18 protein-coding genes are annotated in these 15,162 nt (G+C 71.7%); 7 read left to right on the top strand and 11 right to left on the bottom strand.

Features of this window, described 5'->3' with window-relative positions; translation table 11 throughout:
- The first annotated feature begins 137 nt into the window (after positions 1–137).
- Entirely contained in the window at positions 138–1,586 is a 1,449-nt protein-coding gene (locus AABA78_RS19810) for a M20 family peptidase (protein WP_338264679.1), read from the top strand.
- Between the two features lie 45 nt (positions 1,587–1,631).
- Here the strand turns inward: AABA78_RS19810 and AABA78_RS19805 are convergent, their stop codons facing one another.
- The 4 genes from AABA78_RS19805 to AABA78_RS19790 form a co-directional block, all read right to left on the bottom strand.
- Complete coding sequence (locus AABA78_RS19805; RefSeq protein ID WP_338264678.1) at positions 1,632–2,093, bottom strand: GNAT family N-acetyltransferase; 462 nt, start codon at positions 2,091–2,093, stop codon at positions 1,632–1,634.
- A 167-nt stretch (positions 2,094–2,260) separates the two neighbouring features.
- Entirely contained in the window at positions 2,261–2,890 is a 630-nt protein-coding gene (locus tag AABA78_RS19800; RefSeq protein ID WP_338264677.1) for an HAD hydrolase-like protein, read from the bottom strand.
- Between the two features lie 5 nt (positions 2,891–2,895).
- Positions 2,896–3,468 (bottom strand): tRNA-uridine aminocarboxypropyltransferase, encoded by a 573-nt coding sequence (locus AABA78_RS19795; RefSeq protein WP_338264676.1) that lies wholly within the window; start codon positions 3,466–3,468, stop codon positions 2,896–2,898.
- 109 nt (positions 3,469–3,577) lie between these two features.
- Positions 3,578–4,600 carry an MBL fold metallo-hydrolase gene (locus AABA78_RS19790; RefSeq protein WP_338264675.1) on the bottom strand — a complete coding sequence of 341 codons (1,023 nt, stop codon included), beginning with the start codon at positions 4,598–4,600 and terminating at the stop codon, positions 3,578–3,580.
- 87 nt (positions 4,601–4,687) lie between these two features.
- On the opposite strand from AABA78_RS19790, the gene AABA78_RS19785 reads away from it, so the two are divergent.
- Complete coding sequence (locus tag AABA78_RS19785) at positions 4,688–5,611, top strand: LysR family transcriptional regulator (protein WP_338264674.1); 924 nt, start codon at positions 4,688–4,690, stop codon at positions 5,609–5,611.
- 43 nt (positions 5,612–5,654) lie between these two features.
- On the opposite strand, the gene AABA78_RS19780 is transcribed toward AABA78_RS19785, so the two are convergent.
- On the bottom strand, positions 5,655–6,470 hold the full coding sequence (locus AABA78_RS19780) for a metallophosphoesterase family protein (protein ID WP_338264673.1): 816 nt from the start codon (positions 6,468–6,470) through the stop codon (positions 5,655–5,657).
- A gap of 106 nt (positions 6,471–6,576) precedes the next feature.
- On the opposite strand from AABA78_RS19780, the gene AABA78_RS19775 reads away from it, so the two are divergent.
- On the top strand, positions 6,577–7,347 hold the full coding sequence (locus AABA78_RS19775) for a hypothetical protein (protein ID WP_338264671.1): 771 nt from the start codon (positions 6,577–6,579) through the stop codon (positions 7,345–7,347).
- 13 nt (positions 7,348–7,360) lie between these two features.
- On the opposite strand, the gene AABA78_RS19770 is transcribed toward AABA78_RS19775, so the two are convergent.
- Together AABA78_RS19770 and AABA78_RS19765 are read right to left on the bottom strand one after the other, a co-directional pair.
- Positions 7,361–7,726, bottom strand: a complete 366-nt coding sequence (locus AABA78_RS19770; RefSeq protein ID WP_171421192.1) for a cupin domain-containing protein — start codon at positions 7,724–7,726, stop codon at positions 7,361–7,363.
- Positions 7,727–7,922: 196 nt separating this feature from the next.
- Positions 7,923–8,123: a cold-shock protein gene (locus AABA78_RS19765; protein WP_120529680.1), complete on the bottom strand. Its 201-nt coding sequence runs from the start codon at positions 8,121–8,123 to the stop codon at positions 7,923–7,925.
- A gap of 345 nt (positions 8,124–8,468) precedes the next feature.
- Between AABA78_RS19765 and AABA78_RS19760 the strand changes: the two genes are divergently transcribed.
- Genes AABA78_RS19760 through AABA78_RS19745 form a run of 4 tightly spaced genes read left to right on the top strand, consistent with a single transcriptional unit; the run spans position 8,469 to position 11,352 of the window.
- Positions 8,469–9,002, top strand: a complete 534-nt coding sequence (locus AABA78_RS19760) for a periplasmic heavy metal sensor (protein WP_338264669.1) — start codon at positions 8,469–8,471, stop codon at positions 9,000–9,002.
- Between the two features lie 32 nt (positions 9,003–9,034).
- Positions 9,035–9,250 (top strand): hypothetical protein, encoded by a 216-nt coding sequence (locus tag AABA78_RS19755; RefSeq protein WP_171421187.1) that lies wholly within the window; start codon positions 9,035–9,037, stop codon positions 9,248–9,250.
- A 15-nt stretch (positions 9,251–9,265) separates the two neighbouring features.
- Positions 9,266–9,946, top strand: coding sequence for a response regulator transcription factor (locus tag AABA78_RS19750; protein WP_338264668.1), 681 nt, complete (start codon positions 9,266–9,268; stop codon positions 9,944–9,946).
- Positions 9,946–11,352, top strand: coding sequence for a HAMP domain-containing sensor histidine kinase (locus tag AABA78_RS19745; protein WP_338264666.1), 1,407 nt, complete (start codon positions 9,946–9,948; stop codon positions 11,350–11,352). Before AABA78_RS19750 ends, AABA78_RS19745 begins: the two co-directional genes overlap by 1 nt.
- A 48-nt stretch (positions 11,353–11,400) precedes the next feature.
- Here AABA78_RS19745 and AABA78_RS19740 read toward each other — a convergent pair whose 3' ends face one another.
- From AABA78_RS19740 to cyoE, 4 genes are all read right to left on the bottom strand, one after another.
- Positions 11,401–12,243 (bottom strand): beta-sandwich domain-containing protein, encoded by an 843-nt coding sequence (locus AABA78_RS19740; protein WP_338264665.1) that lies wholly within the window; start codon positions 12,241–12,243, stop codon positions 11,401–11,403.
- Positions 12,244–12,335: 92 nt separating this feature from the next.
- The gene (locus AABA78_RS19735) at positions 12,336–13,199 is read right to left on the bottom strand and encodes an ABC transporter permease (RefSeq protein WP_338264663.1); all 864 of its coding nucleotides are present in this window, start codon (positions 13,197–13,199) and stop codon (positions 12,336–12,338) included.
- Positions 13,196–14,185: an ABC transporter ATP-binding protein gene (locus AABA78_RS19730; RefSeq protein WP_338264662.1), complete on the bottom strand. Its 990-nt coding sequence runs from the start codon at positions 14,183–14,185 to the stop codon at positions 13,196–13,198. The genes AABA78_RS19735 and AABA78_RS19730 overlap by 4 nt, the downstream gene beginning before the upstream one ends.
- A 39-nt stretch (positions 14,186–14,224) precedes the next feature.
- Positions 14,225–15,109 (bottom strand): heme o synthase, encoded by an 885-nt coding sequence (gene cyoE / locus AABA78_RS19725; RefSeq protein WP_338264661.1) that lies wholly within the window; start codon positions 15,107–15,109, stop codon positions 14,225–14,227.
- Between the last annotated feature and the right edge of the window lie 53 nt (positions 15,110–15,162).

Here is a 15,162-nt window from a genome sequence, read left to right as displayed (position 1 = left end):
ATGCCAGCTGTTGGAATCCTGGCGTCGAAGCCCCCTGGCCTCGCCCTGGCGTCGTGGTGACCCAGCGCGACGGCCGGCGTGACGCGCCACACCTGCTGCTACGCTCTCCGGTCCCCTCCCCGGAAGCCCCCGAGCCGATGAAGCGCGTCCTCCTCGTCCTGCCCACCCTCGTGTTGCTCCTCGCGGGCGTCCTCGTCGTCCGCACGCTGCGCTTCACTTCGCGGCAGGTGTCCGCCGAGCCCGCCGAGCCCTTCCCCGTGGATGCCGCCGCCGCGGCGGGCCGCCTCGCCGAGGCGCTGCGCCACCGCACCATCGCCGCGTCCGACGGCATGCGCGCGGACGACGCCGCCTTCCAGGCCCTGCACGCCGCGCTCGTCACCGGGTTTCCCCGCTTGCACGCGCAGCTCGAGCACGAGGCCGTGGGCGCGCACGCACACCTCTACACGTGGAAGGGCACGGAGCCCGACCTGCGGCCCGTGCTGCTGATGGGCCACCTGGACGTGGTGCCCGCGGAGGCGGAGGCCACCTGGAGCCACCCGCCCTTCGGCGGCGTCGTGGCGGACGGCTATATCCATGGGCGCGGGACGCTGGACGACAAGGGCAGCGTGCTCGCCATCCTGGAGGCGGTGGAGGGGCTGCTCGCGCAGGACTACCGCCCCCGCCGCACGGTGCTGCTCGCCTTCGGCGCGGACGAGGAGGTGGGCGGGCACGACGGCGCGGCGCTCGTGGCCCAGCGGCTGCGCGAGCGGGGCGTGCGCCTCGAAGCGGTGCTGGACGAGGGAGGCCCCATCGGCGTGGGGCTGGTGCCTGGCGTGACCGCGCCGGTGGCGCTGGTGGGCGTGGCGGAGAAGGGCTCGGCGCGCGTGGAGTTGAAGGTGCGCAGCGCGGGCGGGCACGCGTCCATGCCGCCGCGCCAGACGGCCGCGAACGTCCTCGCCCGGGCGTTGGTGCGGCTGGAGGAGAGCCCCTTCAAGCCCGAGCTGCGCGGCGGGACGCGGGCGCTGTTCGAGTACGTGGGGCCGGAGATGGGCTTCGGCATGCGCCTGCTCTTCGCCAACACCTGGCTCTTCGCGCCCCTCATCGAGCGGCGGATGGCCGGGGCCCCCTCCACGGACGCCAGCATCCGCACCACGACCGCGGCCACCATGTTGGAGGGCAGCCCCAAGCCCAACGTGCTGCCCGCGCAGGCGCGCGCGGTCCTCAACGTCCGCCTCCTGCCGGGCGACAGCCTGGAGGACGTACGCACCCACGTGCGCAAGGTGGTGGACGACACCCGCGTGGAGGTGGCCGCCGAGGGCGACGAGGCCTCGCCGGTGTCGAGCCTGGACACGGAGGGGTGGCGCCAGTTGCAGCGCAGCATCCGCCAGGAGTTCCCGGACGTGCTGGTGGCGCCCTTCCTCACCGTGGCGGCCACCGACGCCCGCTACTTCCATTCCTTGAGCGACAGCGTGTACCGCTTCGTGCCGGTGCGCATGAACCGCGAGGACCTCACGCGGATGCACGGCCGCGACGAGCGGCTCTCCGTCGACGAGCACGCCGCCGCCATCCGCTTCTACGCGCAGTACCTGCGCAACACCACGCGCTAGACAGCGTCTGACCGAGCGAGCAGCTGTTGGTCCCATGATCGCCCGTCAGCCCCTGCGCATGTCGAGATGCGGGATGCCGTCCTCGTCGTAGATGTCGCTCATGGCCACGAAGCCGAAGCCCTCGTAGAAGCGCTGCAGGTATGCCTGCGCCCCGATGCGCACGGGCGCGCCCGGAAAGCGCTCGGCGAGGAAGCGCAGGCCGTGCTCAACCAGCTCGCGGCCCTGCCGTTGCCCGCGCAGCGCCGGCGCGGTGACGACGCGGCCGAGGCTCGCCTCGGGGAACTTGAGGCCGGGAGGCAGTGCGCGAAGGTAGGCGCCCAGTTGCTCCGTGCCCGGAACGCGCCCGAGCAGGTGGAAGCACGCGGCGTCCAGGCCGTCCGCATCGAGATAGATGCTCTTTTGCTCCACCACGAAGACTTCGGAGCGCAGCGCGAGCAGCCGGTACAGCTCCTCGAGCGTGAGTTCACTGAAGCGCTTCCACTGCCAGTCGAGAGAAGAGGGGGCCATGGTGTGCCGTAACCCTAGCGACAGCGGTACGAGAGGGCTACGCGTTGGGCGCCGGGGAAGCGGGTGAAGGCTTGCCCTACTCGCGCCACCTGCATCCGTCAGACGCGGACTGGCAGGCCCCCGGCGCGGGCGGGCATGCGCACGCGCTGCCCCGGTCTTGGAAGCGCCTACGCCGCGACGGCGCGCAGCAGGTCATCCAGGCGGGTGAAGACAACCGTGGGCGCGCGCGAGCGCAGCAGTGCCTCCGTCGCGTAGCCCCACGTCACCGCGGCGGTGGCGATGCCCTCGGCCGCCGCGGCCTCGATGTCGCGCACCTCGTCGCCCACGGAGAGGGCCTCGGTGGGGCGTACGCCCGCCGCCTTCAGCACCTTCCGGAACTTCGCGCGCTTTCCGAAGAGGCCCGCGCCGCAGGCGTAGTGGCGGATGCGCGCGGACGCCACCGGCCCGAGCACGCGCCGCACATTCTCTTCAGCGTTGGAGCTCACCACGGCGAGGATGATTCCCCGCGCCTGGAGCTGTTCGAGCATGGCCTCCACGCCCGGGAAGAGCGGGATGCGGTGCGCGTCTCGCGCGACGAGCTTGCGCATGTGCGAGGCGATGAAGGGCATCTTCCACATCGGCACGCCGAGCCGCTCGATGATGGCCCGGCTGTCCTGCCCGCGCAGCGACTCCAGTTCCTCCGCGCTGACGGTGCGAAAGCCGTAGCGGAGGGCCACCTCGTTGAAGACGCCGCGAAACCAGTCCGCGCTGTCCGCGAGCGTCCCGTCGAAGTCGAAGATGATCAGCCGGTATCCCATGGGCCTCAGTTCAGCGTCCCGCAGTCGGCGATGCGTTGCACGCGGAGCGCGGCCAGCCGCGCCAGGGGGGCCGCGGCCTCCGGTCCTTCGAGCAGGGCCACCGCGCGGGCGACGGCATCCAGGGTGGACATGCCGGCGGGATGCGAGGGCTCGCGGAGCCGGAGCATCCCGGGCTCCGGCGGCGGCAGCACCAGCCGGGGAAGTGCCCGCAGCTCGGGGAGCCGCTGGGTCATCCGCCGGGCCTGCGACCAGTTCGCGTCCAGCACCACCAGCTGCCTCGGCGCGGGGGCATCCGGTGGCGCGGTGGGCCCGTCGGGGAAGAGCAGCCAGGTCCCCGGTTCGGAGAGTACCTCCATGTCGAAGGTCCCGGCCCTGGCACCGTGGATGAGCAGCCGCGCATTCGCGAGCGCCAGCGCCGCCACGCCCCCGGTGTTGCTCCGCTTCGAGACCTCCATCACGTGCTGGAGGAAGAGGAACCGGGTGCGCGTCTCCACCCGGGGAACCTCCGCGCACAGGCACAGGTGCTTCGCGAGGTTGCAACGCTGGCAGCGGGGTGGGCGGGCGGCGCGGGGAGGCATCCTCTCGTCATCCTGTGCTGGCCTCCACGGGAAGAGAAGCCTTGGTTGCCCCGGGCCGCCAGCCCATGGCTTGGACGGCTCCTGGCTGCCAAGCCCGCCCACGCCCTCCTCACTCCGCCTTGCCCTTCGCGGCCGGCCACCGCTGGGCCGAGGTGTAATTGGTCGGGACCCACCGGTAGCCCTTGCCGTCCGCGGCAAGCCGCCCCAGTCCGGGGAAGGGCATGTGGTCCAGCCCCACCAGGTCGCCGCGCTCCGCGGCCTCCGCGAACACCCGCGCGCGCTGGGTCGCGGCCGCACGGGAGTCCACGTCGTAGGAGACCGTCACCGCGGGCTCGCGCAGCTGGACCGGGCCGAAGTGCATGAGGTCCCCCCACAGGACCAGCCGCTGTCCCTGGCTTTCAACGACGTAGATGGAGTGCCCGGGCGTGTGCCCCGGCGTCGGCACGGCCCGGATGCCCGGGACAAGGACGTCCTTGTCCCCGAACGGCTTCAGCTTCCCCGCGTCCTGGTACGGCCCCACCATCGCCCTCGCTTCCTCGAAGAACCTCCGCGCATCCCCGGCCTTCGCCATGTTCTCCGGGCTGAGCCAGTAGTCCGCCTCCCGGGCGTGCACCCGGAGGACGGCGTTGGGGAACGCGCGGCTCGCGCCCGTCATGAGCCCCCCGGAGTGATCGGAATGGATGTGCGTGAGCAGCACCACGTCGATCTGTTCGGGCTGATAGCCCGCGGCCCGGAGGCTCTGCTGGAGCCGGCCGCCGACGTCAGGACCGAAGAGGTTTCCCACACCCGTGTCCACGAGCACGAGCGACGTGCCGGTGTTGATGAGGAAGGCGTTGATGGACGTCTCCACCGGGTCCTGGAGGTAGTCCCGCGCGAGCAGGGCCGTCACCCGCTCCGGCGTCGTGCGCGTCGCCACCTCGCGGATGGTCTGCGGAACGGTGCCGTCGGAGAGCGCGGTGACCTCGAAGTCACCGAGCATCATCCGGTAGTAGCCAGGAGCCTGGGTGCGCACCTGGGGCGCCGCCGCGTGGACGGCGGACGGAATCAGCGGCGCGACAGCAAGTCCTCCCAGCGCGAGGACGCGAGCGAGGGAAAGGGAGACAACACCACGGCGGAGGAGCGGTCTTTTCATGCGCGAGGAGATAGCGACCGGCCTGCCCTGCGATAAACAGGCGCTCGGCACACACTCCGTTTCACCCCTGAAACAATGAGGTGGAGGATGGACAGGTTCGCGGCGATGGAGGCCTTCGTCCGCGTGGTGGAGAGCGGCACCTTCACCAAGGCGGCGGACGCGCTGGGCCGTCCGAAGGCAGCGGTGACCCGGCTCATCCAGCAACTGGAGGCACAGCTGCGGGTGAAGCTGCTCCACCGCACCACGCGCCGCGTGACGGTCACTCCAGAAGGCATGACCTACTACCAGCAGGCGCTGCGGCTGCTGGGCGAGGTGCGGAACCTCGAAGCCACGCTGACGCAGACGCGGCGCGGCCCACGGGGACGGCTTCGGGTGGAGTCGAGCGGCACCATCTCCCGGCTGCTGCTCGTCCCTGCCCTGCCGTCGTTCTGCGCGCGCTACCCGCAGCTGCAGATCGAGCTGGGGGTGAGCGACCGCGTGGTGGACCTCCTGTCGGACAACGTCGACTGCGCCATCCGGGGCGGCGCCGTGAAGGACGAGTCCCTGGTCGCGAAGCACCTGGGCGACCTGGATTACTGGGCCTGCGCGTCACCGCGCTACCTGGAGCGCCACGGCCCGCCGCACCATCCGCTGGAGCTGGCCGGCGCGTCGCACGCGATGGTGAGCTACTTCGCGTCGCCGAGCGGCAAGCAGCTCCCCTTCACCTTCCAGCGCGGCGCGGAGCGGCTGGAGGTCCAGGGCCGCGGCCCGCTCCTGCTCAACGAGACCAACGCGTACCTGGCCGCGGGGCTCGCCGGCCTGGGCGTCATGATCGCCCCCCGCTTCGTGGTGGAGCCCTACCTGGCCACGGGGGAGCTGGTGCCCGTGCTGGAGGGATGGCAGCCCGAAGCCCGGCCCATCTTCCTGGTCTACCCACCCGCGAGGCAGCGGGACGCCGGCCTGCGGGTGTTCATCGACTGGGTGGTGGAGCTGTTCGCGAGCCGCACGAACGTCTGGCGGCGTGACGGATAGCAGCCGTCACTTCGACCCGGTCGTGCGCTCGACCCGGGACTGATCAAACCCCGGCACGCTGGAGGAGCACCGCGCGCGCATCCACGTTGAGGACCTGGGTTCCGCTCGCGAGCGTGACGAGGGGCACCTCCCAATGACAGTGCCCGCAGATGACGAGGAGCCTGCTCCAGGGCTCCACCGCCTCGCGGATGACGGCGCTGCCGCGCAGCCCCGTTCCCGGCGCGTCCGGGCCTTCGTGGAGGACCAGCACCTCCGGGTCCTGGAGCAACACCGCTTCAATCCGCTCCAACTGGGCGGACTGTTCACGCCGGTTGAGCTTGTCCGGGCGTCCGATGATGTAGCTCACCCCACCCACCGTCAGTCCATCCGGAGCGACGACGCCGCCATCCAGCAGCTCCCGTCCGGGCTCGAGGAAGAAGCGCTCGCGCTCCCGGGCAGGACCGAACGTGTCGTGATTCCCCGCCACGCCGACGACCCAACGGAAGTTCCGGGTGAAGGCACTCCAGACGCTCCGCACGTCCCCTGAAGCGCCCCGCTCATCCGCGGTGGAGTTGGAGAAGAGGTCTCCCGCCAGGACGATGCCGATGCGGCTCGCGGGAGGGAGATCTCCCGCTTCGCCCATCATCGCCAGCTCGTCGGCCACGACTTCGCCCAGGAGCGCCGCGGCTCCGTCCTGCAAGGCATGCGGCGCCATGCCCTGCAGGTCCGAGAGCGCGATGACCGCTTCCAGGTCTCCAGGCAGGGCGTCCACCTGGCCGCGCAGCAGGGGCAGTCGCTCCGCGCGACTGCCGCCACGGGGCGCCGCGTTCAGGTACCACCACTCATGAAGGGGCTTGTCATCCACGGCCAGGATTCGCATGCGCCCCGGACGAGGCCTGTTCGTGGGTCTGACAGGGGCGGGGCTCGAGCCGCTCCGGGCTGAGAGTGACTTGCACGCGGGCCGCCTGGCGCGGGAGCCTTCCGGAATGACCCCTCGGTTCTCCCTCGCGGCCGTCCTCGTGCTCGGTGTGTCGGGCTGTGCTGGCGGCCAGAAGGCGCCTCCTGCTGCTCCTGCCGGTACCGTCCGCTTCACCACGCAGGCGCATTTCAAGGACTGCGACATCGTGGCGACCGCGCGCCCCCTGGCGGACGCCCAGGCGGTGGACTGCGGTGAAGCCCGGGCCAGCGAAGATCGGCTCAAGGCAAAGGCGTGCGTCGAGGCAGCGGAGGCGGCTGGCAAACCCTTCATCGCCATCTTCCACCTGCCCGGCATCGACTCCGCCATCTCCCAGGCCCTGTTCCGCTCCGCGAACGGGGAGCGCTTCCAGCTCTGGTACGACAGCGACTCGAGCGGCGGCAACGGCCGCTTCCGGTCACGCATCAGCCGCAGGGCCTGCGAGCGCTTCGTGCCCGATCCAGAGTTCGAAGAGGATCTGCGCTGCGAGTCACAAGCCGAGGGGACCACCTTGTGCCTTGGCACGGAGTACGACCTGGGTCCTCTTCAGTCCGCCGCAGGCATGATGTGCGTGCCCGACGAGAGATACCGCCCAGGTGTCTTTGACTGCGCATGGATGAAGCCCACCCAGCTCCTGAAGGACCAGGGCATCAAGCCAGTCCCTGCGGACACCCTGCTTGCATGCAAGTCAGAGGGACCGGGCTCCTTCAGTTGCTCCTCCACCTCCCAGACGGACGAAGTGGTGGGTGTCCGCTTCGAACGGGAACCGCCCCCGGACGCGTCTCCGAAGGGCGGTCCCTGAACACAACGGTCCGTCAGGCCTTGGCGCCCTTCGGGGCCTCGTGCTCGTCGCGGCCGTGCGCGGTCGCCACGGGGCTGGTCGCCTCCACGGCGGAGAAGGTCTCCAAGATTTTGTACGTGTGGCTGGCCCCGCGCGGCACGAGCCAGGAGTCGCCGGGGTTGAGCACGAGCACCTGCCCCTCCAGGTGCAGCTCCGCGCGGCCCTTGAGCACGAAGCCCACGGTCTCGTAGTCGCGGGTGCTGGCGGGCTTGGCCTCGGCGGGCGGCTCGTCCTCCCACAGCCGCATGGCCACACGGACGCCGGATGCGAGGTACTTCTGGCCCATCTCCCCCTTGGGGGAATGGCGGCTCTCGACCTTCTTCACGCTGGTGTCGCCCATGTTCGCCTCTCCTTGGGAGGCGGCGTGCGGCGCCGCGCTCCTCCTGGAGAGAAGGTAGGGAAGACCCCGGGCGCTGGCGGATCGCGTCGTGCGGTCGCCTGCCTGCCCTGCGTCCAAAAAGACGAAAGCCCAGCCTCCCTTGGGGAGACTGGGCTTCGATGACTCACCACTGGGGGTGAATCAGAGTTCGGCTAGATCAGGCGGCGCGAACGTTCTGCGCCTGCAGGCCCTTGGGGCCCTTGGTGACTTCGAACTCCACCTTCTGGCCTTCAGCCAGGGTGCGGAAGCCATCCATGTTGATCGCAGTGTGATGGCAGAAAACGTCCTCGCCATTGTCCTGCGCAATGAAGCCGAAACCCTTCGCGTCGTTGAACCACTTCACGGTACCGAATGCCATTGTGAGTCTCTTCTCTTTCTCTGCTCTGTACAGGTGACAGGCTCGCGCCTTCCACCGGTGCTGGAACGAACACCGCCCCGGCACGCCGGGCACTCTACCCACTTCCTGCGGGAACACCACTCCTGAGGGTGGATTCTCGCCGGAAGCCGTCCTTCATCCGACACAGCGGCTGAAGTCGAGGCCCGTTTTTGGAACATCCGGTGCCCCCCGGGGCATTCCGGAGGCCTTCACACTTCTTCACCGCCCCCGGGCGTGGGCTTCACACCCGCCTTCTACCTTGAGCTCCGTCAGAAACGACACGGGCCCCCCTGGTCGGTGCCCGACCTGCCTCCTGGAGCCAAGCACATGTTCGGATTCCTCTTCGGTACCGCCTGCCTCGCCGGTCTCTTCGCCACCCTCCGCCGGGGGCGCTACGGCCATCACCACTCCCACCACGGCGGCCGCTGGAACACCCGTCCCCGGCTGCGCTGGCTCTTCGAGCGGCTGGAGACGTCGCCCGGCCAGGAGAAGGTCATCGTGAAGGCCGTGGAGAGCGTGCGCGAGGCCTTCGCCAAGGTGAAGGACCAGTGGGGCCCCAGCCGCACGTCGCTCGCGGGCTCGCTGCGCGGCGAGCACTTCGACGGCGCGATGCTGCGCGAGCTGTTCAGCCGCCACGACGTGGCGCTGGAGACGCTGCGCAACGCCGTGCAGGACGCCCTGTCCCAGGTGCACGAGGCGCTGGAGCCCAACCAGCGCCGCGAGCTCGCGGACATCATCGAGCACGGCTGGGGCCAAGGCTGGCGCGGCGAGGGCCGGGGCTGGCACGGGCGGCGCTGCGGCGGGTACGGCCGCTGGGGTGGCCGTCCGCACAACGATGACGGCCCCACGTCCTTCGTCTGAGAACCCCTGCCCTCTCTTCCTGGAGACCTCCCATGAGACACCGTCTGCTCGTCGTCCTCCTCGCCGCGGGGACCCTCGGAGGCTACGCCTCCGGCTTCGCCAGCCTCGCCCGCCACCACCGCTCCGCCTGCCACCGGGGCGACTGGGGCGGCCCCTCCTACCGGAACGGGATGCCGCCGTACTGGGACTGGCACGCGCCCAGGCCCCAGGACACGTCCGGACCCGCCGACGCACCGGGAGCGCGTTAGGATTCACCCCCGCCCATGCCCACCCGCGTCCTGCTCATCGATGACGACACCCGGATGTTCGAGTTGCTCGCGGAGTACCTCGGGCAGAACGGCATCACCGTCAGCCACGCGCCCGATGGAGGCCGCGGGCTGGCGGCGCTGGAGGCGAGCGCCTTCGACGCCGTGCTCCTGGACGTGATGATGCCGGGCATGGACGGCCTGGAGGTGTGCAAGCGCATCCGGGCCAAGAGCCGCATCCCGGTGCTGATGCTCACCGCCAAGGGCGACGAGACGGACCGCGTGGTGGGGCTGGAGCTGGGCGCGGACGACTACCTGCCCAAGCCCTTCGGCCCGCGCGAGCTGCTCGCCCGCCTGCGCGCGGTGCTGCGGCGGGCGCAGCCGGCGGCGGTGGCGGACCGGCTCGAGTCGAGCGGCGTCTCCATCGACGTGTCCGGGCGCGAGGTGAAGGTGGAGGGCAAGGCGGTGGAGCTGACGGGCCTGGAGTTCGACCTGCTGCTCGCGCTGGTGCGGCGCGCGGGCCGGGTGATTCCCCGCGACGCGCTCCTGGGCGAGGCCGGCCGCAACGACACGGTGGTGAGCGAGCGCACGGTGGACGTGCACATCTCCCACCTGCGCCAGAAGCTGGGCGACGTGGGCACGCGCCTCATCAAGACGGTGCGCGGCGTGGGCTACGTGTTCGCCAAGGAAGGCACCTGATGGGCTGGGGCCACTGGCATCCCGAGGACGAGCCCTGCATCCCGCGCCCCCCGCGGGGCTTCGGGCGCCACGCTCGCGCGCACCATCACCACCACCGGCGCAGGTTCCACCTGGGCCGGCTGGGGTCCTTCGTGCAGGCGCGGCTGCGGCGCCGGCTGTTCGTCATGTTCGGCATCACCATCCTGGTGACGGTGCTGGTGGTGTCGTGGGTGATGAACCTGACGGGCGGCAACACCTGGCGGCAGGAGACGGAGCGCGCGCGCTCGTTCGTGGGCCACCGCTTCGCGGAGGTCTGGGACGCGCCCGCCGCGCGCGAGTCCCTGGTGCGCGGCATCTCCGACGACCTGGACGTGGACGTCGAGCTGACGGACCTGTCCGGCGCGGTGGTGGCCCGGGGCGGCTCGCCGTGCGCGAAGCCGGACGCGACCATCCCGGTGATGCGGCAGGACACGCAGCTGGGGACGCTGCACGCGTGCTACCTGCAAACGCGCTCGCGGGGCCCCTGGCGCGCCGTGCTGCCGCTGGGCATCGCGGTGCTGGTGCTGTGGACGGCGGCGGGCGGCATCTCGTTCCGGCTGGCGCGGCCGGTGGACACGCTGGTGAAGGCCACGCAGGAGCTGGGCGAGGGCCGGCTCGGCGCGCGGGCGAGCCTGGACCGCCACGCCACCGGGGAGTTCGCGGTGCTCGCCGAGTCCTTCAACGACATGGCCGCGCGCATCGAGAAGCAGCTGGCGGACCAGCGCGAGCTCTTGGCGGCGGTGTCGCACGAGCTGCGCACGCCGCTGGCGCGGCTGCGGGTGCTGACGGAGCTGCTGCGCGACGGCGGGGGCAACCCGCGCACGTTGGATCAGGTGGACCGCGAGGTGGTGGAGCTGGACGCGCTGGTGGGCGAGCTGCTCGCCAGCTCCCGCCTGGACTTCGGGCAGCTGACGCCCAAGGCGCTGGAGGCGGGCGTGCTGGGGGCGCAGGCGCTGGAGCGCGTGGGGCTGTCCGCGACGCTGTTGCAGCCGGAGACGGACGACGTGGCGCTGATGGCGGACGCGACGCTGCTGGGCCGGGCGCTGGTGAACCTGCTCGACAACGCGCGCAAGCACGGGGTGGGCGTGGAGGCGCTCCGGCTGCAGGAGCACGGCAAGGAGCACCTGGCCTTCAGCGTGGAGGACCGGGGCCCGGGGCTGCTGCCCGGCGAGGAGACGCGCATCTTCCAGCCGTTCTACCGCAAGGACCGGGGCGGCGAGGCGCGCGAGGCCGGCTCCCTGGGGCTGGGGCTCGCGCTGGTGCAGCGCATCGCCCGGGCCCACGGCGGAGAGGCCTTCGCGGAGAACCGCCCCGGCGGAGGCGCGCGCGTGGGCTTCACGGTGCGCAAGGCCGGGCCGCCGGGGCCCGCGTCGAACCCGCTGGCCTGACGGCGGCGCAAGGCGTCCATCCCGGACGCCAGCGCCCTCAAGCCGGGACTACTGCTTCGCCTGCGCGTCCGTCGCGGCGAAGGCGAACGTCGCCTCCGCGGGCGCGCCGTCCTTCACGGTGACCTCCGCCGTCTTCGTGCCCAGCGTCTCGTGCCACGCCTCCAGCGTGTACGTGCCCGCGGGCAGGCCCGTCAGCGTGAAGGTGCCGTCCGCGGCGGTGGTGGCGAAGTACGGGTTGGGGTTGCTCACCACGTAGGCGGTCATCCACGGGTGCACGTCGCACTTGAGGCGCAGCACCTCCGCGTCCGACGGCAGCGGCTTCTGCACCGGCGCGCCCGAGGGCGGCTGCGCCACGTTGAACACCGGCCGCGTGCCCACCACGCCGCGCACGTTGTGCAGCGTGCCGTCGCTGTTCTTGAACATCACCTGCTGGCCCGCCACCGCGCCCTGCACGCGCGGCACGTAGGTGCACTTGGACTGGTCCACCACCACCGGCGTGGACGGCGCCGCGGGCGCGCCCGCGACCGGACCCTTCACGCGCACCAGCACGTTCTGCAGCTTGCCGTCCTTCACCAGCACGGCCTGCTCCTTCTCCGGCCGCCCGTCACACGCGGGGTCCGCGCTGGGCGCCAGGTCCGCCATCACCGGCGGCGTGCCGGTGAAGGACACCGTGCCCTTCACCACGCCGTTGCCCGCGGGCGCCGGAGCCGCCGCCTCGCCCGTCCCCGCGCCCGCCGTGGGCGCCGGAGGCACGGCCTGCTGCGTGGGCGTCGCCGGACGCGCGGTGGGCGCCTCGGCGGAGGGCGTGGGCGCCTCCTCCTTCTTGCACGCGGGCAGGGCCAGCAGCCCCGCGACACCGACCATCGACAAGCCAAGCAGACGCAGCTTCATGAGGCGGTCTCCTCCGGAGGATGCTTCGTGATGCGGTGCCCGCCGTCGTAGTGGAAGGCACCGGGCAAGTCCAACAACCCACAGCGCACGGGCTACTCGCGGCGGCTCACGCTGAACGCGGCCAGCCCCACGAACACCGCGGCGAACGCCAGGAGCGCGGGCACCTCCCACCCCACCGTCACCCCACCCTGCGAGCCCACCGCCACCGACGCCTGCGCCCCGTACAGCGCGCGGCGCACGCCCTCCACGGAGAAGCGCATGGGGTTGAGCGTCATCACCCACGACAGCACCGGCCCGGCGCCCTTGACCGGGAACATGGCCCCGGAGAGCACCCACATGGGCAGCATCACCAGGCTCATCACCGCGTGGTAGCCCGCGCTCGACTTCACCCACCACGCGAGCGCCATGCCCATGCCGGTGAGCGCCAGCGCCGACAGCACCATCACCGCCGCGAGGAGCGGGTAGTCCACCGCCTTCACGTCCACGCCCGCCAGCGGCGCGAAGAGCAGGAACAGCGACGCCTGCATGAGCGCGATGGAGGACGACCCCAGCGCCTTGCCCAGCACCACCGCGAGCCGCGACCCCGGCCCCGCCAGCACCGCCTGGAGGAAGCCCTCCTTGCGATCCTCGATGACGGTGATGGTCGCGAAGATGGCGCTGAAGAGCACCACCATGGTGACGACGCCCGGGAAGAAGAACTGCTGGTAGCCCAGCCCCTGCGCGCCCTCCACGCGGAACGACCCCGCGAAGCCGGAGCCGATGACGAACCAGAACAGGATGGGCTGCGCCAGCGCGCCAATCACCCGGCTGGGCTGCCGGAAGAAGCGCACCACGTCGCGCGACAGCAGCACCCGCACGGTGGCCCACTGGAGCGCCAGCGCCCCGGGCTCGCGGCGCGGGGCCTCGACGGCGGGCGCCTCCAGGGAGGAGGACGGAACAGGGATGTCGGCGCTCATCGGCGTTTCCTCGGCGCGGGCGTGGGCGCGGGGGCATCCGCCCCCAGGGCCTTCCCGGTGAGCTGGAGGAACACGTCCGCCAGCGTGGGCCGGCGCAGCGACACGGAGGCGAACCGTCCCGGGGGGAAGGCCTCCACCAGCCGCGGCACCAGCGCGTGTCCCTGCGAAGCCTCCACCTGCACCCGCCCCTCCACCACCTTGGCCGGAAGTCCCAGGCGCTCCGTCACCTGCGCGGCCAGCGCCTCCGGCTCCGGGCCCTCCAGCGTCAGGATGTCGCCGCCCATGCGCGAGGCGAGCGCCCGGGGCGTGTCGCACGCCACCAGCTTCCCGGCGTCCAGCACCGCCAGCCGGTCACACCCTTCGGCTTCATCCGCGCGGTGCGTGGTGAGCAGCACGGTGACGCCCTGCGCGTCGCGCAGCCGCTTGAGGTGCGTCCAGAACGTGCGGAAGGCCGCTTCATCCAGGCCCTGCGTGGGCTCATCCATCAGCACCACGCGCGGCTGGTGCACCAGCGCCCGCGCCAGCTCCAGCCGCCGGCGCATGCCGCCCGACCAGGTGCCCACCTTCTCATCGCCCCGGTCCAGGAGGCCGATGAGCGACAGCATCGTCTCCACGCGCGCCTTCGCGTCCGCGCCGCCCAGCCCGTACAGCCGCGCGCCCAGGAGCAGGTTCTCCCGGGCCGTCAGCAGGTCGTCCAGGCTGCTGCGCTGGAAGATGATCCCCATCTGGCGCCGCAGCGCGGGGTCGCTCAGGGACAGCACCCTGCCGGCGAAGTGCACCTGCCCCGCGTCCGGCGCGAGCAGGCCCGCGAGCAGCTGGAAGGTGGTGGACTTGCCGGCGCCGTTGGGCCCCAGCAGGCCCAGGATTTCGCCCGGCTGCACGGACAGCGACAGCCCGTCCACGGCGGTGCGCCCGCCAAAGCGGCGCGTGAGCCCCTCGATGCGCAACAGCGGCGGGGGCGGGGTCGGAACGGAGGTGTCAGGCATGCGAAAGGCGGCCTCGCGCCTGGACGCCGCGCGAGGGCGCTAGCCGCGGGGGATGCGGTCCAGCGCCATCACGGCGAACAGGCCGGTGAGATACACGAGCGAGTACAAGAACGTCTGGCGCGCCCAGGGCTTCCCCAGGTGCTTGAAGAAGCCCCACGCTCCCAGCCCGAGGAAGCCCAGCCCCAGCACCACCGCCGCCGCCAGGTACCACGTGCCGGCGATGTGCAGCTGGAACGGCAGGAGCGTCATGGGCACCAGCGCCACCAGGTAGAGCACCACCTGCGCGCGGCTGGACTCGTCCCCGCGCTCCAGCGGCACGGACTTGAGGCCCGCGGCGGCGTACTCGTCCTTGCGGAACAGCGCGATGGCGATGAAGTGCGGCATCTGCCAGAGGAACATGATGGCGAACAGCGCGAAGCCGCCCGCGTCCATCTGGTCCGTCACCGCCGTCCAGCCCATCAGGGGCGGCAGCGCGCCGGGAATCGCGCCCACCAGCATGGCCGCGGACGTGCGGGCCTTGAGCGGCGTGTAGGCCAGCACGTAGCTGAGCAGCGCGATGAGCCCCAGCACGCCGGTGAGCAGGTTGGCGCCCATCACCAGCGCGGGCAGCGACACCGCCGTCAGCGACAGGCCGAACCACAGCGCCGTGTTCGGGTCCATGCGCCCGGCGGGCAGCGGCCGGTTGCGCGTGCGCGCCATGAACTGGTCGCTGTGGCGCTCCAGGTAGCAGTTGAACGCGTTCGCCGCGCCCACCGTCCCCGCCGTCGCCAAGAGCGTCACCAGCGCCCGCACCGGCGTGAAGTGCCCCGGAGCCAGGAACATGCCGCCCGCCGCGGTGATGAGCACCAGCGACGACAGCCTCGGCTTGGTGAGGGAGATCAGGTCGGACGCGGTGGAGGACTGGGACAGGGCACGCGCGCTCAAGCGGACTCCAGCAGGAGGCCCCTGGACCGCGGTCGCTACCGGCTACCGGTCAA

Source organism: Corallococcus caeni (assembly GCF_036245865.1).
In the GTDB taxonomy this organism is placed as follows: Bacteria; Myxococcota; Myxococcia; order Myxococcales; family Myxococcaceae; genus Corallococcus; species Corallococcus caeni.
This window is presented reverse-complemented; position numbering and strand designations above follow the sequence as displayed.

Coding starts and splice junctions, on each gene's coding strand:
- AABA78_RS19810 (WP_338264679.1), top strand. CDS start 138: ATGAAGCGCGTCCTCCTCGTCCTGCCCACCCTCGTGTTGCTCCTCGCG.
- AABA78_RS19805 (WP_338264678.1), bottom strand. CDS start 2,093: ATGGCCCCCTCTTCTCTCGACTGGCAGTGGAAGCGCTTCAGTGAACTC.
- AABA78_RS19800 (WP_338264677.1), bottom strand. CDS start 2,890: ATGGGATACCGGCTGATCATCTTCGACTTCGACGGGACGCTCGCGGAC.
- AABA78_RS19795 (WP_338264676.1), bottom strand. CDS start 3,468: ATGCCTCCCCGCGCCGCCCGCCCACCCCGCTGCCAGCGTTGCAACCTC.
- AABA78_RS19790 (WP_338264675.1), bottom strand. CDS start 4,600: ATGAAAAGACCGCTCCTCCGCCGTGGTGTTGTCTCCCTTTCCCTCGCT.
- AABA78_RS19785 (WP_338264674.1), top strand. CDS start 4,688: ATGGACAGGTTCGCGGCGATGGAGGCCTTCGTCCGCGTGGTGGAGAGC.
- AABA78_RS19780 (WP_338264673.1), bottom strand. CDS start 6,470: ATGCGAATCCTGGCCGTGGATGACAAGCCCCTTCATGAGTGGTGGTAC.
- AABA78_RS19775 (WP_338264671.1), top strand. CDS start 6,577: ATGACCCCTCGGTTCTCCCTCGCGGCCGTCCTCGTGCTCGGTGTGTCG.
- AABA78_RS19770 (WP_171421192.1), bottom strand. CDS start 7,726: ATGGGCGACACCAGCGTGAAGAAGGTCGAGAGCCGCCATTCCCCCAAG.
- AABA78_RS19765 (WP_120529680.1), bottom strand. CDS start 8,123: ATGGCATTCGGTACCGTGAAGTGGTTCAACGACGCGAAGGGTTTCGGC.
- AABA78_RS19760 (WP_338264669.1), top strand. CDS start 8,469: ATGTTCGGATTCCTCTTCGGTACCGCCTGCCTCGCCGGTCTCTTCGCC.
- AABA78_RS19755 (WP_171421187.1), top strand. CDS start 9,035: ATGAGACACCGTCTGCTCGTCGTCCTCCTCGCCGCGGGGACCCTCGGA.
- AABA78_RS19750 (WP_338264668.1), top strand. CDS start 9,266: ATGCCCACCCGCGTCCTGCTCATCGATGACGACACCCGGATGTTCGAG.
- AABA78_RS19745 (WP_338264666.1), top strand. CDS start 9,946: ATGGGCTGGGGCCACTGGCATCCCGAGGACGAGCCCTGCATCCCGCGC.
- AABA78_RS19740 (WP_338264665.1), bottom strand. CDS start 12,243: ATGAAGCTGCGTCTGCTTGGCTTGTCGATGGTCGGTGTCGCGGGGCTG.
- AABA78_RS19735 (WP_338264663.1), bottom strand. CDS start 13,199: ATGAGCGCCGACATCCCTGTTCCGTCCTCCTCCCTGGAGGCGCCCGCC.
- AABA78_RS19730 (WP_338264662.1), bottom strand. CDS start 14,185: ATGCCTGACACCTCCGTTCCGACCCCGCCCCCGCCGCTGTTGCGCATC.